14 protein-coding genes are annotated in these 18,140 nt (G+C 70.9%); 6 read left to right on the forward strand and 8 right to left on the reverse strand.

What is annotated here, in order from left to right; all coding sequences use genetic code 11:
- Positions 1 to 7 precede the first annotated feature (7 nt).
- From ACX80J_RS11410 to ACX80J_RS11420, 3 genes are all read right to left on the reverse strand, one after another.
- The gene (locus tag ACX80J_RS11410) at positions 8 to 979 is read right to left on the reverse strand and encodes a 4-(cytidine 5'-diphospho)-2-C-methyl-D-erythritol kinase (RefSeq protein WP_459345669.1); all 972 of its coding nucleotides are present in this window, start codon (positions 977 to 979) and stop codon (positions 8 to 10) included.
- A gap of 23 nt (positions 980 to 1,002) precedes the next feature.
- On the reverse strand, positions 1,003 to 1,896 hold the full coding sequence (gene rsmA / locus ACX80J_RS11415; protein ID WP_459347846.1) for a 16S rRNA (adenine(1518)-N(6)/adenine(1519)-N(6))-dimethyltransferase RsmA: 894 nt from the start codon (positions 1,894 to 1,896) through the stop codon (positions 1,003 to 1,005).
- A 350-nt stretch (positions 1,897 to 2,246) separates the two neighbouring features.
- Entirely contained in the window at positions 2,247 to 3,203 is a 957-nt protein-coding gene (locus ACX80J_RS11420; protein ID WP_459347847.1) for a TatD family hydrolase, read from the reverse strand.
- 184 nt (positions 3,204 to 3,387) lie between these two features.
- Between ACX80J_RS11420 and ACX80J_RS11425 the strand changes: the two genes are divergently transcribed.
- Genes ACX80J_RS11425 through ACX80J_RS11435 form a run of 3 tightly spaced genes read left to right on the forward strand, consistent with a single transcriptional unit; the run spans position 3,388 to position 8,415 of the window.
- A complete protein-coding gene (locus ACX80J_RS11425; protein WP_459347848.1) occupies positions 3,388 to 4,413 on the forward strand; it encodes an AAA family ATPase in 1,026 nt (341 codons plus the stop codon).
- A 40-nt stretch (positions 4,414 to 4,453) separates the two neighbouring features.
- Positions 4,454 to 5,992, forward strand: a complete 1,539-nt coding sequence (locus ACX80J_RS11430; protein ID WP_459347849.1) for a DUF58 domain-containing protein — start codon at positions 4,454 to 4,456, stop codon at positions 5,990 to 5,992.
- Positions 5,989 to 8,415, forward strand: a complete 2,427-nt coding sequence (locus ACX80J_RS11435; RefSeq protein ID WP_459347850.1) for a transglutaminase family protein — start codon at positions 5,989 to 5,991, stop codon at positions 8,413 to 8,415. The genes ACX80J_RS11430 and ACX80J_RS11435 overlap by 4 nt, the downstream gene beginning before the upstream one ends.
- Here the strand turns inward: ACX80J_RS11435 and ACX80J_RS11440 are convergent.
- The 3 genes from ACX80J_RS11440 to rsmI form a co-directional block, all read right to left on the reverse strand.
- Positions 8,412 to 8,966, reverse strand: a complete 555-nt coding sequence (locus tag ACX80J_RS11440; RefSeq protein ID WP_459347851.1) for a hypothetical protein — start codon at positions 8,964 to 8,966, stop codon at positions 8,412 to 8,414. The two genes, ACX80J_RS11435 and ACX80J_RS11440, sit on opposite strands and share 4 nt — an antisense overlap.
- A gap of 267 nt (positions 8,967 to 9,233) precedes the next feature.
- Positions 9,234 to 10,715, reverse strand: coding sequence for an NAD-dependent succinate-semialdehyde dehydrogenase (locus ACX80J_RS11445; protein WP_301229695.1), 1,482 nt, complete (start codon positions 10,713 to 10,715; stop codon positions 9,234 to 9,236).
- A 138-nt stretch (positions 10,716 to 10,853) separates the two neighbouring features.
- The gene (gene rsmI / locus ACX80J_RS11450) at positions 10,854 to 11,645 is read right to left on the reverse strand and encodes a 16S rRNA (cytidine(1402)-2'-O)-methyltransferase (RefSeq protein WP_459347920.1); all 792 of its coding nucleotides are present in this window, start codon (positions 11,643 to 11,645) and stop codon (positions 10,854 to 10,856) included.
- A gap of 355 nt (positions 11,646 to 12,000) precedes the next feature.
- Between rsmI and ACX80J_RS11455 the strand changes: the two genes are divergently transcribed.
- Together ACX80J_RS11455 and ACX80J_RS11460 are read left to right on the forward strand one after the other, a co-directional pair.
- Positions 12,001 to 13,632 (forward strand): dolichyl-phosphate-mannose--protein mannosyltransferase, encoded by a 1,632-nt coding sequence (locus ACX80J_RS11455; RefSeq protein WP_459347852.1) that lies wholly within the window; start codon positions 12,001 to 12,003, stop codon positions 13,630 to 13,632.
- A gap of 40 nt (positions 13,633 to 13,672) precedes the next feature.
- Positions 13,673 to 15,514, forward strand: coding sequence for an AMP-dependent synthetase/ligase (locus ACX80J_RS11460; protein ID WP_459347853.1), 1,842 nt, complete (start codon positions 13,673 to 13,675; stop codon positions 15,512 to 15,514).
- Positions 15,515 to 15,627: 113 nt separating this feature from the next.
- On the opposite strand, the gene ACX80J_RS11465 is transcribed toward ACX80J_RS11460, so the two are convergent.
- On the reverse strand, positions 15,628 to 16,506 hold the full coding sequence (locus ACX80J_RS11465) for a TIGR01906 family membrane protein (RefSeq protein WP_459347854.1): 879 nt from the start codon (positions 16,504 to 16,506) through the stop codon (positions 15,628 to 15,630).
- A gap of 126 nt (positions 16,507 to 16,632) precedes the next feature.
- Here ACX80J_RS11465 and ACX80J_RS11470 point away from each other — a divergent pair, with 126 nt between their 5' ends.
- The gene (locus ACX80J_RS11470) at positions 16,633 to 16,935 is read left to right on the forward strand and encodes a hypothetical protein (RefSeq protein ID WP_459347855.1); all 303 of its coding nucleotides are present in this window, start codon (positions 16,633 to 16,635) and stop codon (positions 16,933 to 16,935) included.
- Positions 16,936 to 17,097: 162 nt separating this feature from the next.
- Here ACX80J_RS11470 and ACX80J_RS11475 read toward each other — a convergent pair whose 3' ends face one another.
- Entirely contained in the window at positions 17,098 to 18,090 is a 993-nt protein-coding gene (locus tag ACX80J_RS11475; protein ID WP_459347856.1) for a stage II sporulation protein M, read from the reverse strand.
- Positions 18,091 to 18,140 lie beyond the last annotated feature (50 nt).

The raw sequence follows: 18,140 nt of genomic DNA on the forward strand, positions 1-18,140 counted from the left end.
ACGGGCGTCAGCCCGCGAAGTCTGGAGTAATCCGAGCCCCGTGCGCCGGGCCGTGCACGGACGCCGCCTGCAGTCCCTCGGACTCGAGGAGGGTCTCCAGCTCGGCGGCGTGGCCGGAGCTCTGGGTCAGGAAGGCGATGGTGGGACCGGAACCGGACACGATGCCGGCCAGTGCACCGGCGGCCTTTCCCCTGTCAAGGATATCGCCCAATGCCGGCGCGAGTTCGAGCGAGGCCTGCTGGAGGTCGTTGTGCAGCAGCGGAGCGAGGCCGAGCGCGTCCCCGGCACGCATGGCGCCGAGGATCGCGGGGTCGATGGAGGGCTGGGGATCGGCGACCACGCCGTCGCGCAGGCGGATCTCGTCGAGGGTGCGGTAGACCTCCGGCGTGGACAGCCCGTACTCCGAGGTCACCAGGACCCAGTGCAGGGGCGTCTTCGAGATGGCCGGCGTGAGCTGGTCGCCCACGCCCAGTCCGACGGCGGTGCCCCCGACGAGCGCGAACGGCACGTCGGCCCCTAGGTCGACGGCGATCTTCGCCAGCTCGTCGCGAGAGAAGCCGCTGCCCCAGAGGGCGTCGCAGGCGAGCAGGGCCGCGGCGGCGTCCGCCGAGCCGCCGCCCATACCACCGGAGATGGGCACGCGCTTCGTGATGTCGAGGTGCACGCCGGTCCGGCCCGGGCTGACGTCGGCGAGGAGCTCGGCGGCACGCACCGCGAGGTTGGTCCTGTCCAGCGGGATGGAATCGGCGGGCAGGTTGAGCGTGCCCTGCCCGTTCACCGTCACACTGATGCCGCTGCCCGGGGCCTCGGTGGCGGTGACCTCCTCGTAGAGCGACACCGCGAGGAACACGCTGGCGATCCCGTGGTAGCCGTCCTCGCGGGGCGGACCGACCTTGAGTGCGACGTTGATCTTCCCGGGGGCCTTCACGCGCACCGAGCGCGCGCCGGAGCGGATGTCGACTGTTCTGCCCGAGACCATACCTACCAACCTAGCCCACCGGCTCAGATCACGCCGGGCCGATCCTCCGCTTCCGCCCGGGCCTCCGCGATGCGCGCGAAGGCGGCGATGTCGAGGACTTCGCCGCGGGCAGTGGGGTCCACCCCGGCGGCGCGCAGTGCCTGCTCGGCCAGGACGGGGCTGCCGGCCCAGCCGGCGAGCGCCGCGCGCAGGGTCTTCCTCCGCTGGGCGAAGGCCGCGTCGATGACGGCGAAGACCTGCTCACGGGTCGCGGTGGTGGCCGGGGGTTCCCTTCGGGTGAAGCGGACCAGCCCCGAGGCGATCTTCGGCGCCGGCCAGAACACGTTCATGCCGATCACCCCGGCCTTGGCCATGCTCGAGTACCACGCCGCCTTGACGGACGGGACGCCGTAGGTCTTCGACCCCGGAGGAGCCGCGAGCCGGTCGGCCACCTCGTCCTGCACCATGACGAGGCCGTGGCGGAGGGACGGGAACCGCTCGAGGAGGTTGAGGACCACGGGGACGGCGACGTTGTAGGGCAGGTTGGCCACGAGCGACGTGGGCTGGTGCGGGAGTTCCGTCACGCGCAGGGCGTCCTCGAGGACGACGTCGAGCGCGGCCGCGCGCTCCGGCCGCCACTGCGCGATGGTGCCGGGCAGCTTGGCGGCCAGGACGGGATCGATCTCGACGGCGACGACGCGCTCGGCGGCGTCGAGCAGGCCGAGGGTCAGGGACCCGAGTCCGGGCCCCACCTCCAGGACGGTCTCGTCCGCCCCGAGGTTCGCGGCGGCGACGATCCTGCGGATGGTGTTGCCGTCGATCACGAAGTTCTGCCCGAGGGTCTTGGTGGGCCGGATGTCCACCTCGGCCGCCAGGCGCCGGATGTCTGCGGCTCCGAAGAGGGGGGCGGGCTGTCCGGCGTCAGGGGGCGTGGTCACCCGATCATCGTATCCGTCCCACTGGTGCGCTCCGCCGCGGCAGGCGTTCTGCGGCACCTCAGTCGCGAGTCGGCGGCGCACTTCTGGGAACCCTGGTCTCAGGAGAGTTCCCGGCGCCGCCGACCCGCTGGGGCAGCTTCCCTGCTGGGGAGGAAACCGCCGGTGCACTGCCGTCCTCCGGTCTCAGGAGAAGGACGGCGGGAGGGGCCCTCCGTCCACACGGGGTGGCGGGCGGGCAGTGCTTCCTCCTCGAGAAACCCTACGGAGAAGTCCCCGCACCGGCACGAGTGCCGTTCACCCGACTTCGCCGTCCGGGCACTCGGATGGCGTCGCGAAACTACCCGCCGGGTTCAGTCCCAGCTGCCGTAGACGGCCTCCGTGTTCGCCGTCAGCCGGGCGCAGAGGGAGTCGAGGTCCGCTCCGAGGATCCCGGCCATGGCCCGCACCGTGTAGGGGACCAGGTAGGAGGCGTTGGGGCGGCCCCGGTGGGGGTGCGGCGTCAGGAACGGCGCATCGGTCTCCGTGAGCACGAGGGCCGGATCGGCGACCTGCAGCGCCTCCCTCAGGTTCCCGGCATTCCGGAAGGTCACGGTTCCCGCGAAGGACATGTACCAGCCGTGCTCGTTGCAGGTGCGTGCCAGGTCCGCGTCGCCCGAGAAGCAGTGCAGCACCACGCGCTCCGGGGCTCCGTCGGCACGGAGCGTGGCCACCACGTCGTCGTGCGCCTCCCGGTCATGGATCTGCAGTGCCTTGCCCAGTCGCTTCGCGATGTCGATGTGGCTGCGGAAGGACCGGAGCTGACCGCCCCGACCCTCCTCACCCGTGCGGAAGTAGTCGAGGCCCGTCTCCCCCAGCGCACGGATGCGCGGACCGGCGGCGAGCTGCTCGATCTCGGCGAGCGCGTCGTCGAGGGTGCCCGCCTCCTCGAGAAGCGGTGCGTCGTTGGGGTGCAGGGCCACGGCTCCGAGGAGCCTCGCGTCCTGGCCGACGACGTCGGCGGTGAAGCGTGAGGAGGCCAGGTCGGTGCCCACCTGGACCGCTCCCCGAACCCCGGCGGCCTCGGCGGCATCCAGGGCCTGCCGGATCGACACCTCGACCCCCTCCCGGAAGTCGAAGTGGGTGTGGTTGTCGATCACGGGGACGGGCAACGGTTCGGGCAGCGGCGGGTACCCGCCCTTCCGCCGTCGCCGCTCGTCCGGCGCGGCGTCCGCCATGTCTGCGGTGTCCGTGCCGTCCGGCTCCCGATAGGCCGGCGGGGTCTCCCCCGCCGCGTAGGGGTGGGGGGCATGGGTTGCGCTGTTACACATGGTTCAAGCCTAGCCAGCACGCGGAACTTATCTCGCGGGGAGCAGGTTGAGCTAGTAATCTGTTGAACCAATCAGCCCTGCCCGTCCTGCCCCGAGCCGGACGGGCTGCGGCCGTTACCTGCGTGTCGATGAACACGGTCCTCCGGCCGACGTCTGCCGCCGCAGCCGCACATGGAAGGCGCCCATGGACGTCCAGCACAACATCGCCGAATCTCCTGCGGATTCCCGGTTGGCGGCACCGGCGGAGCCGGACGTTCCCGGCGCGACCTTCCACGACATCAGCGCCCGCATCCTCTCCACCATCGAGACGGTCATCGACGGCAAGCCGGAAGCGGCGCGCCTCGCGCTCACCGTGCTGCTGGCCCAGGGCCACCTGCTCCTCGAGGACGTACCCGGCGTCGGCAAGACCCTGCTCGCGAAGTCGCTCGCGCGCACGATCGACTGCACGGTCAACCGCATCCAGTTCACGCCCGACCTGCTGCCCTCCGACGTCACCGGGGTGTCGATCTTCAACCAGGACTCCCGGCGCTTCGAATTCCGGCCCGGCCCCGTCTTCGCGAACATCGTCATCGGCGACGAGATCAACCGGGCGTCGGCCAAGACCCAGTCCTCGCTCCTCGAGTGCATGGAGGAGCACCAGGTGACCGTGGACGGGCACACCCACCCGCTCGGTGAACCGTTCATGGTGGTCGCCACGCAGAATCCGATCGAGATGGAGGGGACCTATCCCCTGCCCGAGGCGCAGCGCGACCGTTTCATGGCCCGGATCTCCATGGGCTACCCCGATGCGGACGCGGAAGCCGCGATGCTCGAGACCCACCAGTCCGTCTCCCCGCTCGAGGCCATCCGTCCGGTGGCAAGTGTCGCGGACATCGCCGGCATGATGCGGCAGGTACGCGGGGTGTACGTCTCACCGGCCGTGAAGGACTACACGGTGGCGATCGGACGCGCCACCCGCGAGCACCCGCGACTGCGGCTCGGCGCTAGCCCCCGGTCGCTGCTGCAGCTCCTGCGGGCCGCGAAGGCCGGAGCAGCGCTCGAGGGCCGTGATTTCGTCCTTCCCGATGACATCGCGGCCACCGCCGACGCCGTCCTCGCCCACCGGCTCCTGCTGGACCGCAAGGCCATCAGCGCCGGCGACACCGCGTCGGGCATCGTGCACGACGTCCTCTCACGGGTCCCGGTGGCCCGCGAGACGCACCGGCGATGACGCCGGCCTCCCCCTGTCTTTCCTAGCCCACGGATTCCTGATGGCCCTCCTCGACAAGCTCCCCACGCGGATCCTGACCGTGCGCGGCTGGGGCTTCATCCTCACCGCCGTCGTGGCACTGCTGTTCGCGCAGGTCCTGGGCCGCCGCGACCTCCTGTACGTGGGCGTGCTGCTCCTGACGCTGCCGCTGGCCTCGCTCGTCGTGCTGAGGCTCGTCAAGCCCCGGTTCACGGTGGCCCGCCGCTTCCAGCCGCAGTCCATGGAGATCGGTTCGACGACGACGGTCACGCTCTCCCTCACCGCCGCGGTCACGGGAGGTGCGAGCATCTCGATGGAGGAGCGGCTTCCCGCCCGCTTCGGCCAGGCACCCCAGTTCACCTACCCCTCGCGCAGTCCCCGGAACGGTGTCTCCCTCTACGAGTACCGGATCCGCTCCACCTCGCGCGGGGTCTACGACATCGGCCCGGTCACCGCGGAGTTCACCGACCCGTTCGGGCTCGGGAAGTCGCGGCACGAGCTCGGCGGCACGGATGCCCTCGTGGTCACCCCGGCTCCCGTCGAGTTGCTGGCCTCCGCGCTCTCGGGGTCCCGCGGCAACGACGGCATGGCGACCACCCACCGCCAGGCGAATCCGAGCGACGACGACGTCATGACGCGTGAGTACCGGCACGGAGACTCGATGCGGCGCGTCCACTGGGCCGCGACGGCACGCCACAGTGAACTCATGGTGCGGCAGGAGGAATCCGTGACCACACCGCAGGCCACCCTGCTGATGGACCAGCGGCACCACAGCTTCAGTACGGGCTTCAGCGTGGCCTTCGGCAGCGACGGGACCGGCGGCAACGGCCTCTCCAGCTCCCCGACCTTCGAATGGGCCGTCACCGCGGTCATGTCCATCAGTGCCCACCTGCTCGAGCGCAACTATGCCCTGCGGTTCCTCGACCACCACGGCGCCCCCGCACTGCTGCACTCGCCGTCCGCGTCGTTCCCTGCCGATGAGGAGCACCAGGGACCCGGTGCCGTCGCCGGGATCGCGGAGGGTCTCGCGGCCCTCGAACTCGCTCCGGAGACGGGACGCCGCAGCCAGACCGAGGAACACGGGAGCACGGTGATCCGCGCCGGCGAGGCGGCCCGGACCGCCGCACGCCGCATCCGTCGCACGACGGCCGAGACGTCCCAGGCGTCGTCCCACGCAGCCTTCGGGGACGACCTGCTCGACAAGCTGGTCGCGACCCGGAACCGCGGACCCCTCATCGCCGTCCTCGGCCTCATCACCCTGGACGAGGCACGGGCACTCGCGTCGGCGTCCGACTACGGATCGGCGTCCTACGCCATCATCTCGTCCGAGCGGCCCGCCGATTCGCAGCGGCAGCTCGACATCCTGCGGGACGCCGGCTGGCATGCGGCGGCCGCGTCCCCCGCAGCGGACCTGCCCGCGGTCTGGGCAGGGCTCGAACACGCGGTGGGCCGGGCATCCGCCTCCTCCACGACGTCCTCGTCCAGCACTTCCTCCGGTTCGGCCCGCCCGCCGCACCGCGCCTCCACGTCCCGAGACACTTCCCACAGAGGACCGGCATGACCTCGACACTCTCCCGGCCGACCCCCGCCCCCGCGCCGGTACCCCCTACGCCGACTCCGCCGGCCCCCGCCGCCGATCCCTGGCACTGGTCCGTCACGGGCGCCTCCCTCCTCGCCGTGCTCGCCGCGGCGACGAGCCTCAACGGCGTCGTGGAACCGTGGACGTGGCTCCTGCCCGTGATCCGCACACTCGTCCCCGTGCTGCTGGCGATGGCACTGACCAGGGCTCTCCGCCTGAGCGCCGTGCTGGCCCCCGTCGCGGGTGTGCTCGCGCTCGTCGGCACCCTCACGGCCCAGTTCTTCCCGCGGCAGAGCATCCTCGGCGTCGTGCCGGGGCCGGGCACCTCACTCCAGCTCCAGCGCCTCCTCGCCCAGGCCGAGGACACGGTGGTCTCCCAGGTGGCTCCGGTGCTGCCCGGCGCCGGGATCTTCCTCATCACGTGCGCAGCCCTGGGGCTCATCGCCATCATCGTGGATCTCTTCGCGGTGACGATGCGCATGCCGGCCGCGAGCGGCCTCGGACTCATCGCCGTCATGGTGGCGCCGGCCATCGTGAAGCCGAACGGCGTCGGGATGTTCGCCTTCCTCACCACTGTGATGGCCTACCTGCTGCTCCTCGCCGCAGCCCAGTGGCGGGAGAACCGCCTTGCATCAGGCGGCGCGCGGGCATCCTCGGGATTCGCCGGCCGGAGCATGACCATCGGCGCGGCGGCCCTCGCCGTGACCGTGATCCTGCCTCTGTTCGTCCCCGGCTTCAACTCCGGCGCCTTCCCCCAGGGAGCGCGCCTGAACGTGTGGGGCAACGCCACCGGACTGAATCCCGCCGTGACGCTCGGGAACGACCTCCGGAATCCCACAGGCTTCGGGCGGATCGCCTACTCCACCAACTCGGACACCCCTCTGTACCTCCGCGCGGTCACCCTCGAGGACTTCAGCGGCAGACGATGGGAGCCCGACCAGAGGATGGGAGACCGCGAACGCGGCGTCACCGAGATCGGGGAGGAACAGGGCGCGCCCGGAAACGCACCGGAGGCACAGACCGTCTTCACCCGCATCACCACGCAGAGTTACGCGAGCCCCTGGCTCCTGGCACCCTATTCGCCGGTGGGCATCTCGAACCTTCTGGGGTCCTGGGCCTGGGATCCGGCCAATCTGTCCATCCTCGCCACGGACGGAGGCTCGACGGCGCGCCAGCGGTATCTCGTGGAGAGCCGTTCGGCGGAGCTGACCCGCGACGGGCTCGGCGCCATCCGGCCCTCGGACCCCGACATCGTCCCGGAGATCTTCACGCAGCTGCCCGATGACACCCCGGACATCGTGCGCACCACGACCGAGGAGATCGCCGGCGGGTTCGTGAATCCCTACGACAAGGCGCTCGCGATCCAGAACTTCCTGCGCGGGCCCGACTTCACCTACTCGGTGGAAGCACCCGTGGACGGCGGGTACGACGGCAGCGGCATGGACGTGATGGCACGGTTCCTCGAGTCGAAGTCCGGGTACTGCGTGCACTACGCGGGGACCATGGCCGTCATGGCCCGCGCGGCCGGGATCCCCAGCCGCGTCGCCATCGGCTACACCCCGGGCAGCCCCACGGGCAACACGGAGGAAGGTCCCGGGGGAACGGACCTGCGCGAATTCATAGTGGACTCCCGTAACGCGCACGCCTGGCCGGAGCTGTACTTCGAGGGTGTGGGGTGGGTCCGGTTCGAACCGACCCCCTCGCGCGGGGTCGTTCCCACCTATGCCCAGCAGGCGTTCGCTCCGGTGGGCCCCCGCGCCGACGACACCGACGCGCTCAACCCCGGCGGCCTTCCCGACGTGTCCGGGCAGTCAGGATCGACGGCGGAGGGGTCGGACGCGGCCGACGATGCCGGGGCGAACGGGGCCTCCGACGAGGCGCGGCCCGTCGACGGCCTGCTCGCCGTCACGGGCATCGCACTGCTCGCATTCCTGCCGTTCCTCGCCCGCACGGCCAGGACGCGGTCGCGCCGGCGGGCCGTGGCCGGGACCGGCGCCTTCGCGGACACGGATGGTGCCGCGACCGCGGCGTGGGCAGAGACGACGGAGATCGCCGGCGACTACGGCTACCCCCTCCAGCCCACGGACACGCCGCGCACCTTCGCCGGCCGGCTCGCCCGCGATGCCACCCTGGCAGCAGAACCGGCCACGTCCCTCGCGCGGCTGAGGTCGGCCTTCGAGTACGAGGAGTACGCCGGGCACGGCGGGGGACTACAGGTCACCGACATCTCGTCCGGGGGCATCCGGCCGTCGGTGACAGCACGGCCCACGGCGCTTCCCCGGTGGGACGACGTCGACACACTCACCCGCGCCCTTCGCAGCGGCAGTTCCCTGCGCACCAGGATCCGGGCGCGGCTGTTCCCGCAGTCACTCCTCAACCGCTTCCGGAGCAGCGTCCGCCGCTAGCCGATCTGCTCGTCGAGGAAGTCGCAGAAGTCGACGTCGAACAGCGGATGCGGCCCGGAAACCCTCACCAGCTCATCGGACAGTCCGTTCCCGCCCGGCGCCGAGTCGTTGAGGGTGTCGAACGTGTAGGCGGTGACGATGATGCCGTTCTCTCGGGCCAGCACCTCCCCCGAGGAGTCCCGGATCACGAACCGGCCGACCTCGTGACTGACGTAGTCCACGATGCCGCCCCCCTGCGGGCGCGGCTGGAGTTCCTTGAACAGCCCGTTGCCGGTAACGGTGATGAAGTCGCCGGTGTCCGGGTTGGTGAAGGTGTCGGTGAAACTGAACTTGTTGGTCAGACGGAAGAACTGCCCGCCCGTGGACGGAGTGGCATCCGAGATGGTGACGGTGCCCTCGAACACGCTTCTTCCGGCGTAGAAGTCACACTCGGTGAAGGTGTCCGTCCCCGAATACGGGTCACGCGAGACGGGGGCGGCCTGGGCCGGGGCTGCGGCGGCTACGCTGCCCGCAGCGAGGGCGAGGACGGCAAGGGCTGAGGGAATTTTCATGGGACGCTTCCTGGTTGTCGGTGCCTGCAGAATGGCCGCCGGAAGGAAGTCCCGACGCCCGGCGTCCCCAGTGGATCAAGTGTGGGTCGCGACAGCGGAACTGTCGAGGAAAACACCTGATTCGGCACACGAAGAACCCGCGGCGGCATCGTCCGTGGACGACGCCGCCGCGGGCCAGGGTTCCCTCCGGTCAGGACGCAGCCGGCATCCCGACCGGGCACTCCGCGTTCACCAGGAGGGACACCCAGAGGACACCCCGGTGGACGCCTAGGAGGCGTAGGGATCCGCGATGCCCACGTACTGGGTGTAGAGGTACTCCTCGATCCCCTCGGCACCGCCCTCGCGTCCGAGGCCGGACTGCTTCACGCCGCCGAAGGGAGCGGCGGCGTTGGAGACGACGCCCGCGTTGAGGCCCATCATGCCCGTCTCGAGGCGCTCGCCCATCCGGAGCCCGCGGTTGAAGTCGCGCGTGAAGACGTAGGCCACCAGCCCGTACTCCGTGTCGTTGGCGAGCTCCACCGCCTCGTCCTCCGTGCGGAAGGTGACGATCGGCGCTACCGGACCGAAGATCTCCTCCTGCAGGATGCGCGAGGTGCGGGGCACGTTCTTGAGCACGGTGGCCTGGTAGAAGTAGCCGTCGCCCGTCACGGGCGATCCGCCGGTCACGGTCTCGGCGCCGGCACCGACGGCCGCGGTGACCAGTTCGTGCACCTTGTCGCGGCTCTTCTGGTCGATCAGCGGGCCGAGCTTCGACTCGTCCTCCGTGCCCCGGGCGGTGGTCATGCCCTTCATGCGCTCGGCGAGCGATTCGGCGAAGCGGTCCGCGATGGACTCGTGGACGATGAAGCGGTTGGCAGCGGTGCAGGCCTCGCCCATGTTCCGGAGCTTCGCGAGCATGGCACCGTTGACCGCCGCGTCGAGGTCGGCGTCCTCGAACACCAGGAACGGTGCGTTGCCACCGAGTTCCATGGAGGTCCGCAGCACGTTCTTCGAAGCCGCTGCGAGGAGGTTGCGCCCCACCGGCGTGGAACCCGTGAAGGAGAGCTTCCGCAGGCGCGGGTCCTCGATGAGCGGTCCGGTGACGGCACCCGCGGTGGTGGTGTTGACGATGTTGAGCACGCCGGCGGGAAGGCCGGCCTCCTGCAGGACCGTCGCGAACAGGGAGGACGTCAGCGGCGTGAGGTTCGCCGGCTTGAGCACCATGGTGCAGCCCGCCGCGACGGCGGGGGCGATCTTCCGGGTGGCCATGGCCAGCGGGAAGTTCCAGGGCGTGATGAGCAGGCACGGGCCCACCGGCTTCTTGTTCACGAGCAGCCGGGACTTGCCGTCGGGCGACATGGAGTACCGGCCGGAGGTGCGCACGGCCTCCTCGGAGAACCAGCGCAGGAACTCGGCGCCGTAGGCGACCTCGCCGCGGGCTTCGGCCAGCGGCTTGCCCATCTCGAGGGTCATCAGGAGGGCGAACTCGTCGGCACGCGCGGTGACCATGTCGAAAGCCCGGCGCAGGATCTCGCCGCGCTCGCGTGGAGCGGTGCGGGCCCAGTCGGCCTGTGCCGCGGCGGCGGCGTCGAGCGCGGCCATACCGTCCTCGGGTGTCGCATCCGCGAGCGTGAGGAGGGTGCGTCCGGTCGCCGGGTCCTCGACGTTGAACGTCGCGCCCGAGGACGATGCCCGCCACTCCCCGTTGATGAAGAGCCCGGTGGGCACCTTGTCGAGTACTGCCTTCTCCTGGTCGGCCGTGACAGCCATACTGAGCTCCTTCGCGAAGTTTCCGGGGCATTCCCCGAGGGGGACATTCCCGCTCACGCTAGACCCGGCGGCGAAGGAGTGTCCAGTGAAGGGTGCACCGCGAAGTAGTGCTTCCTTTGGTCGAGTGCACAGCACGGGTCAGCGCGCTGCGATCACCGCCGCGTACAGTTCCCGCTTGCTGACGCGGGTCTCGGCGGACACGGCAGCGACGGCGTCCTTGAGCCTCATGCCGCCCTCGATGAGCGCATTGACGTCCGCGACGTGGTCCTCCGGGCGGGACGCGGCTGCCTCCGGCGCACCGGCGACGACGACGGCGATCTCCCCCCGCACCTCCGTGGCCTGGGCCCACTGGAGGAGCTCGAGGAGTGATCCCCGGATGACCTGCTCATGCACCTTGGTCAGCTCCCGCGCCACCGCCGCCGGCCGGTCCGACCCGAAGGCCTGCTGCAGCGAGCGCAGCATCGGCTCTAGGCGATGCGGTGCCTCGAAGAAGACCATGGTGCGGCGCTCGGCGGCGAGGTCCGCCAGGCGTCCGGCCCGCACGCCCGGCTTCCGTGGGAGGAAGCCCTCGAAGCAGAACCGGTCCGTGGGCAGGCCGGACAGTGCCAGCGCCGCGAGGACGGCTGAGGCGCCCGGCACGGCCGTCAGGTCCAGGCCCTCGGCGACCGCTGCCTCCACGAGGCGGTAGCCCGGGTCGGAGACCGAGGGCATGCCGGCGTCCGTGACCATCAGGAGGGTGGCGCCGTCGCGGACCAGGTCGAGGAGTTCCGGCGTCCGCTCCGCCTCGTTGTGTTCGTGGTAGCTGATGACCCGGCCCGCCACCGTCACGCCGAGCGCCTGCACCAGGCGGTGGAGGCGGCGCGTGTCCTCCGCCGCGACGACGTCGGCGGACTGGAGCAGGCCGATCAGCCGTTCCGTCGCGTCGCCCATGTTGCCGATCGGGGTGGCTGCGAGGACGACTCGCCCGCGGCCGCTGCCATCCCCGACCGTGCCCCGGTACGCCGTCAGGGGGGCGCGGGCCTCCGCCTGGACGCCCGGAGTCTCATTCGGGTCCTCGTCGAAGTGCTCGTCGAAGTGCTCGTCGAAGTGCTCGTCGAAGTGCTCGTCCGGATGCTCGTCGGGGTGCTCGTCCGGGCGCCCGGACGGGTCCTCGTGGCTGAGGTCGGGGGCGGCGTCGTCGTATGGCTGGTTCACCGGTCCAGCCTAGCCGCCATCGGAGGCGGGACCCATGGAACTGCCCGGCGTCCTGCGGAGCCTGAACGGGCACCGCCGGTAGCATGGCAGGGTGAGCTACACCGCCGTCCGTCCCCGGGGGGACAGCCCGAAGTACGGCGGGTCCTGGGTCCTTGCTCCCGGGTACGCCTACACGCGCGACGCACTGACCGCCCGCCTCCTTGGCGCCACTTCCGCGGGAGGCTCCCTCCACTGGATTCTCCCCCTCGCCCTGGCCCTGCTCGGCGGCGTGCTGCGCTTCGTCCGGCTCGGCGAACCCGGTTCGCTCGTCTTCGATGAGACGTACTACGTCAAGGACGCCTACTCGATGCTGCAGTCGGGCTTCGAACGGGAATGGCCCGACGACGCGAACGACTCCTTCAACGCCGGCAACCCCGATGTGCTGCTCGACGCCCCCAACTACGTGGTGCACCCGCCCGTCGGCAAGTGGATGATCGCCTTCGGCATGCTGCTGTTCGGCTCCGACAACGCCTTCGGCTGGCGATTCTCCGCGGCGGCGATCGGGACCCTGTCCGTCCTCCTGCTCGCCGTCGTCGCCCGGCGCCTGTTCGGTTCGGCACTCCTCGGAGCGGCCGCGGGACTCCTCCTGGCCGTCGACGGCCACCACCTGGTGGAGTCGCGCACGTCGCTGCTCGACATCTTCTTGAGCTTCTGGCTCCTCGCCGCGTTCGCGGCCCTCCTCCGGGACCGCGACGACGGGCGACGGCGCCTGGCCCGTCGCCTCGCCGCCCTCGCCGGGCGGAACGGCGACGACCTGCCGACTCGCGCCGAGCTGTCGTGGGGTCCCTTCCTCGGGTTCCGTCCGTGGCGCCTCGTCGCCGGTGTCTGCGTCGGGCTGGCTCTGGGCACCAAGTGGTCCGCCCTCCCGTTCATCGCCGCGTTCGGCCTGATGACCGTTGCGTGGGACATGAGCGCCCGGCGCATCGCCGGCGTGCACCACTGGTTCCTCGGCGGCGCGGTCCGGGACGGCCTGCTCGCTTTCGCGTGCATCATCCCCGTGGCACTGCTGACCTACCTCGGCACGTGGACGGGCTGGTTCCTCTCGGAGGACGCCTACGACCGGAAGTGGGCCGAGCGGAACCCGTCGGAGCAGTGGGGCTGGGTACCGGACAGCCTGCGGTCCCTGGCCGAGTACCACCGCAGCGCCTACACGTTCCACCAGGGGCTCAGCTCGGACCACCCCTACGAGGCGAGTGCGTGGTCCTGGCTGGTCATGGGTCGGCCGACGTCGTTCTACTACCAGAAGCCGACCGGCTGCGGGGCCGACGCCTGCTCGCAGGCCGTCACCGTGCTCGGCAATCCGCTCATCTGGTGGAGCGCCGCGCTGTCCCTGCTCGTGCTGCTGTTCTTCTGGCTCGGCCGGCGCGACTGGCGTGCTGCGGCCATCCTCACCGGCATCGCCGCCGGGTACCTCCCCTGGTTCCTCTACCCGGAACGGACCACGTTCTACTTCTACGCGGTGGCCTTCGAGCCGTTCCTCGTCCTGTCGCTGGTTTACAGCCTCGGACTCGTGCTGGGCGGTCCGGGCTCGGACCGGGCCCGGCGCCGACGGGGTATCGTGCTGGTGGGGGTCTTCCTGGCCGCTTCCGTGGCGCTGTCGGCCTACTTCCTCCCGATCTGGACGGCCGAGATCATCCCCTACGACCAGTGGCGCATCCGCATGTGGCTGCCGAGCTGGATCTAGGGCAGGGTCCACGAGGTCCCCGGAACGAAAGCGAGCACTGGTGCGCGAAGCCATCACGGAACTCCTGGTCGACCTCCCGCCGGCCGGCAACATCACCGATCTCCTCCTCAGGACCCACGACGCCGACCCCGGGCGGGCGCTGTACGCGCTGCAGTCGGGCGGGCAGTGGCGGGACCTGTCGGCCGCGGAGTTCCTCCAGCAGGTGTCGGCGCTCGCCAAGGGGCTGCTGGCCTCCGGCGTCCAGCCGGGCGACGCCGTCGCCGTGATGTCCCGCACGCGGTACGAGTGGACCCTCGCCGACGTCGCCATCTGGTTCGCCGGCGCCGTGACCGTCCCGATCTACGAGACCTCCTCCGCCCATCAGGTGGCTTGGATCCTCGAGGACGCGCGTCCCGCCGTCGTCTTCGTCGAGGACCGGCAGAAGGCCGGAATCGTCCTCGACGCCGCCGGCCGGGCGGGCCGGGCGGACACGATCACGGTGGTGCTCCTGACACCCGGGGACCCCGGCGACGGGGCCACCCTCGCATCGCTCACCGAAGCCGGCACGGCCGTGTCCGATGCTGCGCTGGAAGCGGCGCGCTCGTCCCGCAGCCTGGCCGACGCGGCGTCCATCGTCTACACCTCCGGCACCACGGGCAGGCCGAAGGGTTGCGTCATCACCCACGGCAACTTCGCGCTGTTCGCCGTGAACACGCTGGAGTTCCTGCCCGAGTTCCTGAAGCAGGAGGACGCCAGGACGCTCATGTTCCTGCCGCTCGCCCACGTGCTGGCGCGTGCCGTGCAGGTGGTGTGCTTCACCGGCGGCATCAAGCTCGCGCACTCGGGTTCCGCGGCGCAGCTGCTCGAGGACCTGACGACCTTTCGACCCACGTTCCTCCTCGCCGTCCCCCGGATCTTCGAGAAGATCCACGCCACCGCCGGCCAGCGTGCCGCGGAGACCGGCAAGGGCCGGCACTTCGCGGCGGCGGAGCGCACCGCCGTCGCCTATTCGCGTGCCGTGGACGCGCGTGGGCGGGGAGGCCGCGGCCCCTCGCCCGTCCTGCGGGCGGCGCACGCGCTCTTCGACCGCATCCTGTACCCGCGGCTGCGTGCCGTGTTCGGCGGCGAGGTCAGGTACACGGTGTCCGGGGCCAGCCCGCTCAGCGAACACCTCACACACTTCTTCCGCGGCGCCGGCATCCTGGTCCAGGAGGGCTACGGCCTGACCGAGAGCACGGCCCCCTGCACCGTGAACACCGTGCGCCTGACGCGGGTCGGGTCGGTCGGCATCCCCATGCCCGGCATGAGCGTCCGGATCGACGACGACGGCGAGGTCCAGGTGAAGGGCGCCGCCATCTTCGCCGGGTACTACCGCAACGACGAGGCGACGGCGGAGGCCTTCACGGCCGACGGGTACTTCCGCACCGGTGACCTCGGCGTCCTCGACGAGGACGGGTTCCTGACCATCACCGGCCGCAAGAAGGACCTGCTCGTGACGGCCGGCGGCAAGAACGTGGCCCCCGGTCCCCTCGAGGAGAGACTCCGCGAGAGCGTGCTCGTGGCACAGGCCGTGGTGGTGGGCGAGGGCAAGCCCTTCATCGGCGCGCTCATCACCCTGGACCGCGAGGCGCTCGGACCCTGGGCGGCCGCGCACGGGAAGCCCGGCCTGACCGCGGAGCAGGCCGCCACCGACGCCGAGGTCCTCGCAGAACTGCAGGCCGCCGTCGACGCCGCGAACGCCACCGTCTCCCAGGCGGAGCAGATCCGGCGCTTCACCGTCCTCGACGTCGAGTTCACCGTGGAGTCCGGGCACCTCACGCCGACGCTCAAGCTGAAGCGCGCCGCCGTCGTCGCCGACTACGCGGATGCCCTCGACGAGCTGTACAGCAGGGGGAAGCGCTAGCCCTGGGAGGTTGCGCGACCAGCTCCCATCCGGGGTGCGTGCACCCGGCGCAGCGGCCCCGATTCGCCGAACATCTCCACCGGGTCTGGGCACCCGGCGCGGCGGCGCACCCGTCAGGAAGCCTCGAGGGCCTCGCGGTACCGGGCCTGTGCCGCTTCCTGCGCCAGCATCGAACGATCCCGCCGTGCCCGGGTCGGCCACGTGAGGACGAGCGTGAGGACGGTCGCCGCCAGGACGAGCACCGCGATCGTGACGGCGGAGTCCGTCCAGAACTGCTCCGGGAACAGCCTGATCAGCGTGTCGTCGATGCGGAAGGTCCAGGTGCCGTTGGCAAAGAACAGTGCGTGCACCTGCGTGAAGAAGGTCTCCCAGGCAAGGACGGCGAGGACGGTCAGGACGGCGATGCCGACGAGCGTGAGGACGGCGCCCGAGAACAGCGCGCGCCGGACTCCGCCCTTGTACTTCCGCGCGAGGTAGACGCAGGCGAGTACTGCGAGCACGAACAGCACGAGGGCGATGAGGAAGGACAGACCCAGCACGCCCTTCACATCGGCCATGTGGCCGACCTCCGACTCGAGGAACAGCGGATCGCCCTCCGGAGTCACCAGACCCCCGAGGTACCGCGGCGGCGCGAGGTTCACCACGTAGTCCAGCGCGTAGGAACCGTAGGTCATGCGGTCGTCCAGCGAGAACCCGAACTGGTCGGCAGGGAAACCCGGCCGGTGGTATTCGAGCCACAGGAACGACGACGTCGCGACGGCACGGACTGCCGCTGCCACCACGATGACGGGGAAGAAGAGTGCGACGACGACCTGCAGGAAACGCGGGAGGGCGGGCTTCGCGGCCACGGCCTGGTCCCGTACCGCCGCCCGGCGTGCCGCGTCCCTGTCCGGCGGGCGCACGGAGAGCGCACCGGTGTCCGTCGAGGGCTCCCCGTGGACCGACGACGCGTGGCTCCCGCCGCTCTGCGTACCGGCCGAGGGCTGCGCCACCGGGGAAGGAACTGCAGCCTCGGCACCCGCGGAGGCACCAGTCTCCGCGCTGTCCGCCCGATCTGCAGGTCCTGCGCCGGGGGTCGGGTCCGGGTTCACGGTTGGGTTCGATCCATCGTCGGCGACATGCGCTCCTCGGTGCGGCGCATCAGCGGAACGGGTGCCGGCGTCGTCGAGGCGAGGTCCGTCCTGCACCACAGGCAGCATCCGGGTCTCCGGATCGCCCCCGTCGGCGCGGGCGCCCTCCTCGGAGCCGGGGCGCTCTTCCGGGTCCTCCCCCGGCCGCGCCTCGGGCAGCGTGCCCGCTTCCCGCGGGTCGCGCTGGGCGACGCCCGCTACCGGGACGTCGCCCGGCACCGCTGCGCGAGCACCCGACCGGCCTGCCGCCGCTTCGTCGTCATCCGGGCGGTGCCCGCCGGAAGCGGTTGAACGTGTGCTGTCGGTCTCTGACACTGCGCTGTCTCCTCGTTTGTCGCCACCGGCGCTGGCCCGGCATCTCCGACAGTACCGGCCGCGCGGGCGGCCGGCCGGGAGACTCCCCGGCACCCACCCGGCCACCTCACGCCGTGAAGAGGGCGGCGCCCGGGCACCTCATGCCGTGATAACGGCGTCCCCCCGGTCCACGGTCCCGAGGTCCCCCCGGTACCCCGCGGCGACGGCCCGCCGGCCGAGGACCAGCGTGTAGGCCCAGTACGCGGCGAGGACGAGGAGGCCGATCGTGAGGCGGAGCCAGTGCGGCAGTCCGCTCGGTGTCACGAAGCCCTCGACCAGGCCGGAGACGAGCAGCACCAGGACCAGGCCGAGCGCCACGGTGATCAGTGCACGCCCTTCCTCCGCCAGGGCCACGGAGCGGAGCCTGCGCCCCGGCGCCACCCACGCCCAGAAGATGCGCAGGCCGCCCGCCGTGGCGATGAAGATCGCGGTGAGCTCCATGAAGCCGTGCGGCAGGATGTAGAAGAAGAAGACGTCGAGCCTGTCATGGGCGGCCATCATGCCGGCGGCCACGCCCAGGCCCTGCGCGTTCTGGTACAGGATGAATGCCGGCCAGATGCCCGTCACGCCGAAGGCGACCGCCTGCAGCGCGATCCAGGCGTTGTTGGTCCACACCATGCCCGAGAAGGATGCGGCGGGATTCTCCGAGTAGTAGTTGACGAAGTCCTCCTCCACATAACGCCGGAGGTCCTCCTCCGTCCCGAGCGCCTGGATCACGCCGGGCGTCCCCACCACCCACTGGGCATAGAGCCACGTGACGGCGAGGAAGATTCCGCCCACCACGACGGTGAGCCACCGGATGCGGTAGAAGGCGGCCGGCAGGGAGAACACGAAGAAGGAGGCGGCATCCTCCATGACGTGAGACCTCGCTCCGGTGAAGCGCGTCCGGGCTCGCGAGAGGCGCGTGGACAGTGACCCCGACAGCGCGCTCTCGGGGTCGACCGAGCGGATGATGGACAGGTGCGTCGACACCCGCTGGTAGAGGACCAGCAGTTCGTCCGATTCCGCACCGTCCAGCCTGCGCCGCCGTACGAGCTCGTCCAGGCGTTGCCAGTCGCTGCGGTGCACGGCGATGAATGCGTCCACGTCCATGCGCCTAACCCTATAGTCCGCTCCCGCCGGCGATAGGCTGGGCACGGCGT

This window comes from Arthrobacter rhamnosi (assembly GCF_054510975.1).

Coding starts and splice junctions, on each gene's coding strand:
- ACX80J_RS11410 (WP_459345669.1), bottom strand. CDS start 979: ATGGTCTCGGGCAGAACAGTCGACATCCGCTCCGGCGCGCGCTCGGTG.
- ACX80J_RS11420 (WP_459347847.1), bottom strand. CDS start 3,203: ATGTGTAACAGCGCAACCCATGCCCCCCACCCCTACGCGGCGGGGGAG.
- ACX80J_RS11425 (WP_459347848.1), top strand. CDS start 3,388: ATGGACGTCCAGCACAACATCGCCGAATCTCCTGCGGATTCCCGGTTG.
- ACX80J_RS11430 (WP_459347849.1), top strand. CDS start 4,454: ATGGCCCTCCTCGACAAGCTCCCCACGCGGATCCTGACCGTGCGCGGC.
- ACX80J_RS11435 (WP_459347850.1), top strand. CDS start 5,989: ATGACCTCGACACTCTCCCGGCCGACCCCCGCCCCCGCGCCGGTACCC.
- ACX80J_RS11440 (WP_459347851.1), bottom strand. CDS start 8,966: ATGAAAATTCCCTCAGCCCTTGCCGTCCTCGCCCTCGCTGCGGGCAGC.
- ACX80J_RS11445 (WP_301229695.1), bottom strand. CDS start 10,715: ATGGCTGTCACGGCCGACCAGGAGAAGGCAGTACTCGACAAGGTGCCC.
- rsmI (WP_459347920.1), bottom strand. CDS start 11,645: ATGGGCGACGCGACGGAACGGCTGATCGGCCTGCTCCAGTCCGCCGAC.
- ACX80J_RS11470 (WP_459347855.1), top strand. CDS start 16,633: ATGCGCTCCTCGGTGCGGCGCATCAGCGGAACGGGTGCCGGCGTCGTC.
- ACX80J_RS11475 (WP_459347856.1), bottom strand. CDS start 18,090: ATGGACGTGGACGCATTCATCGCCGTGCACCGCAGCGACTGGCAACGC.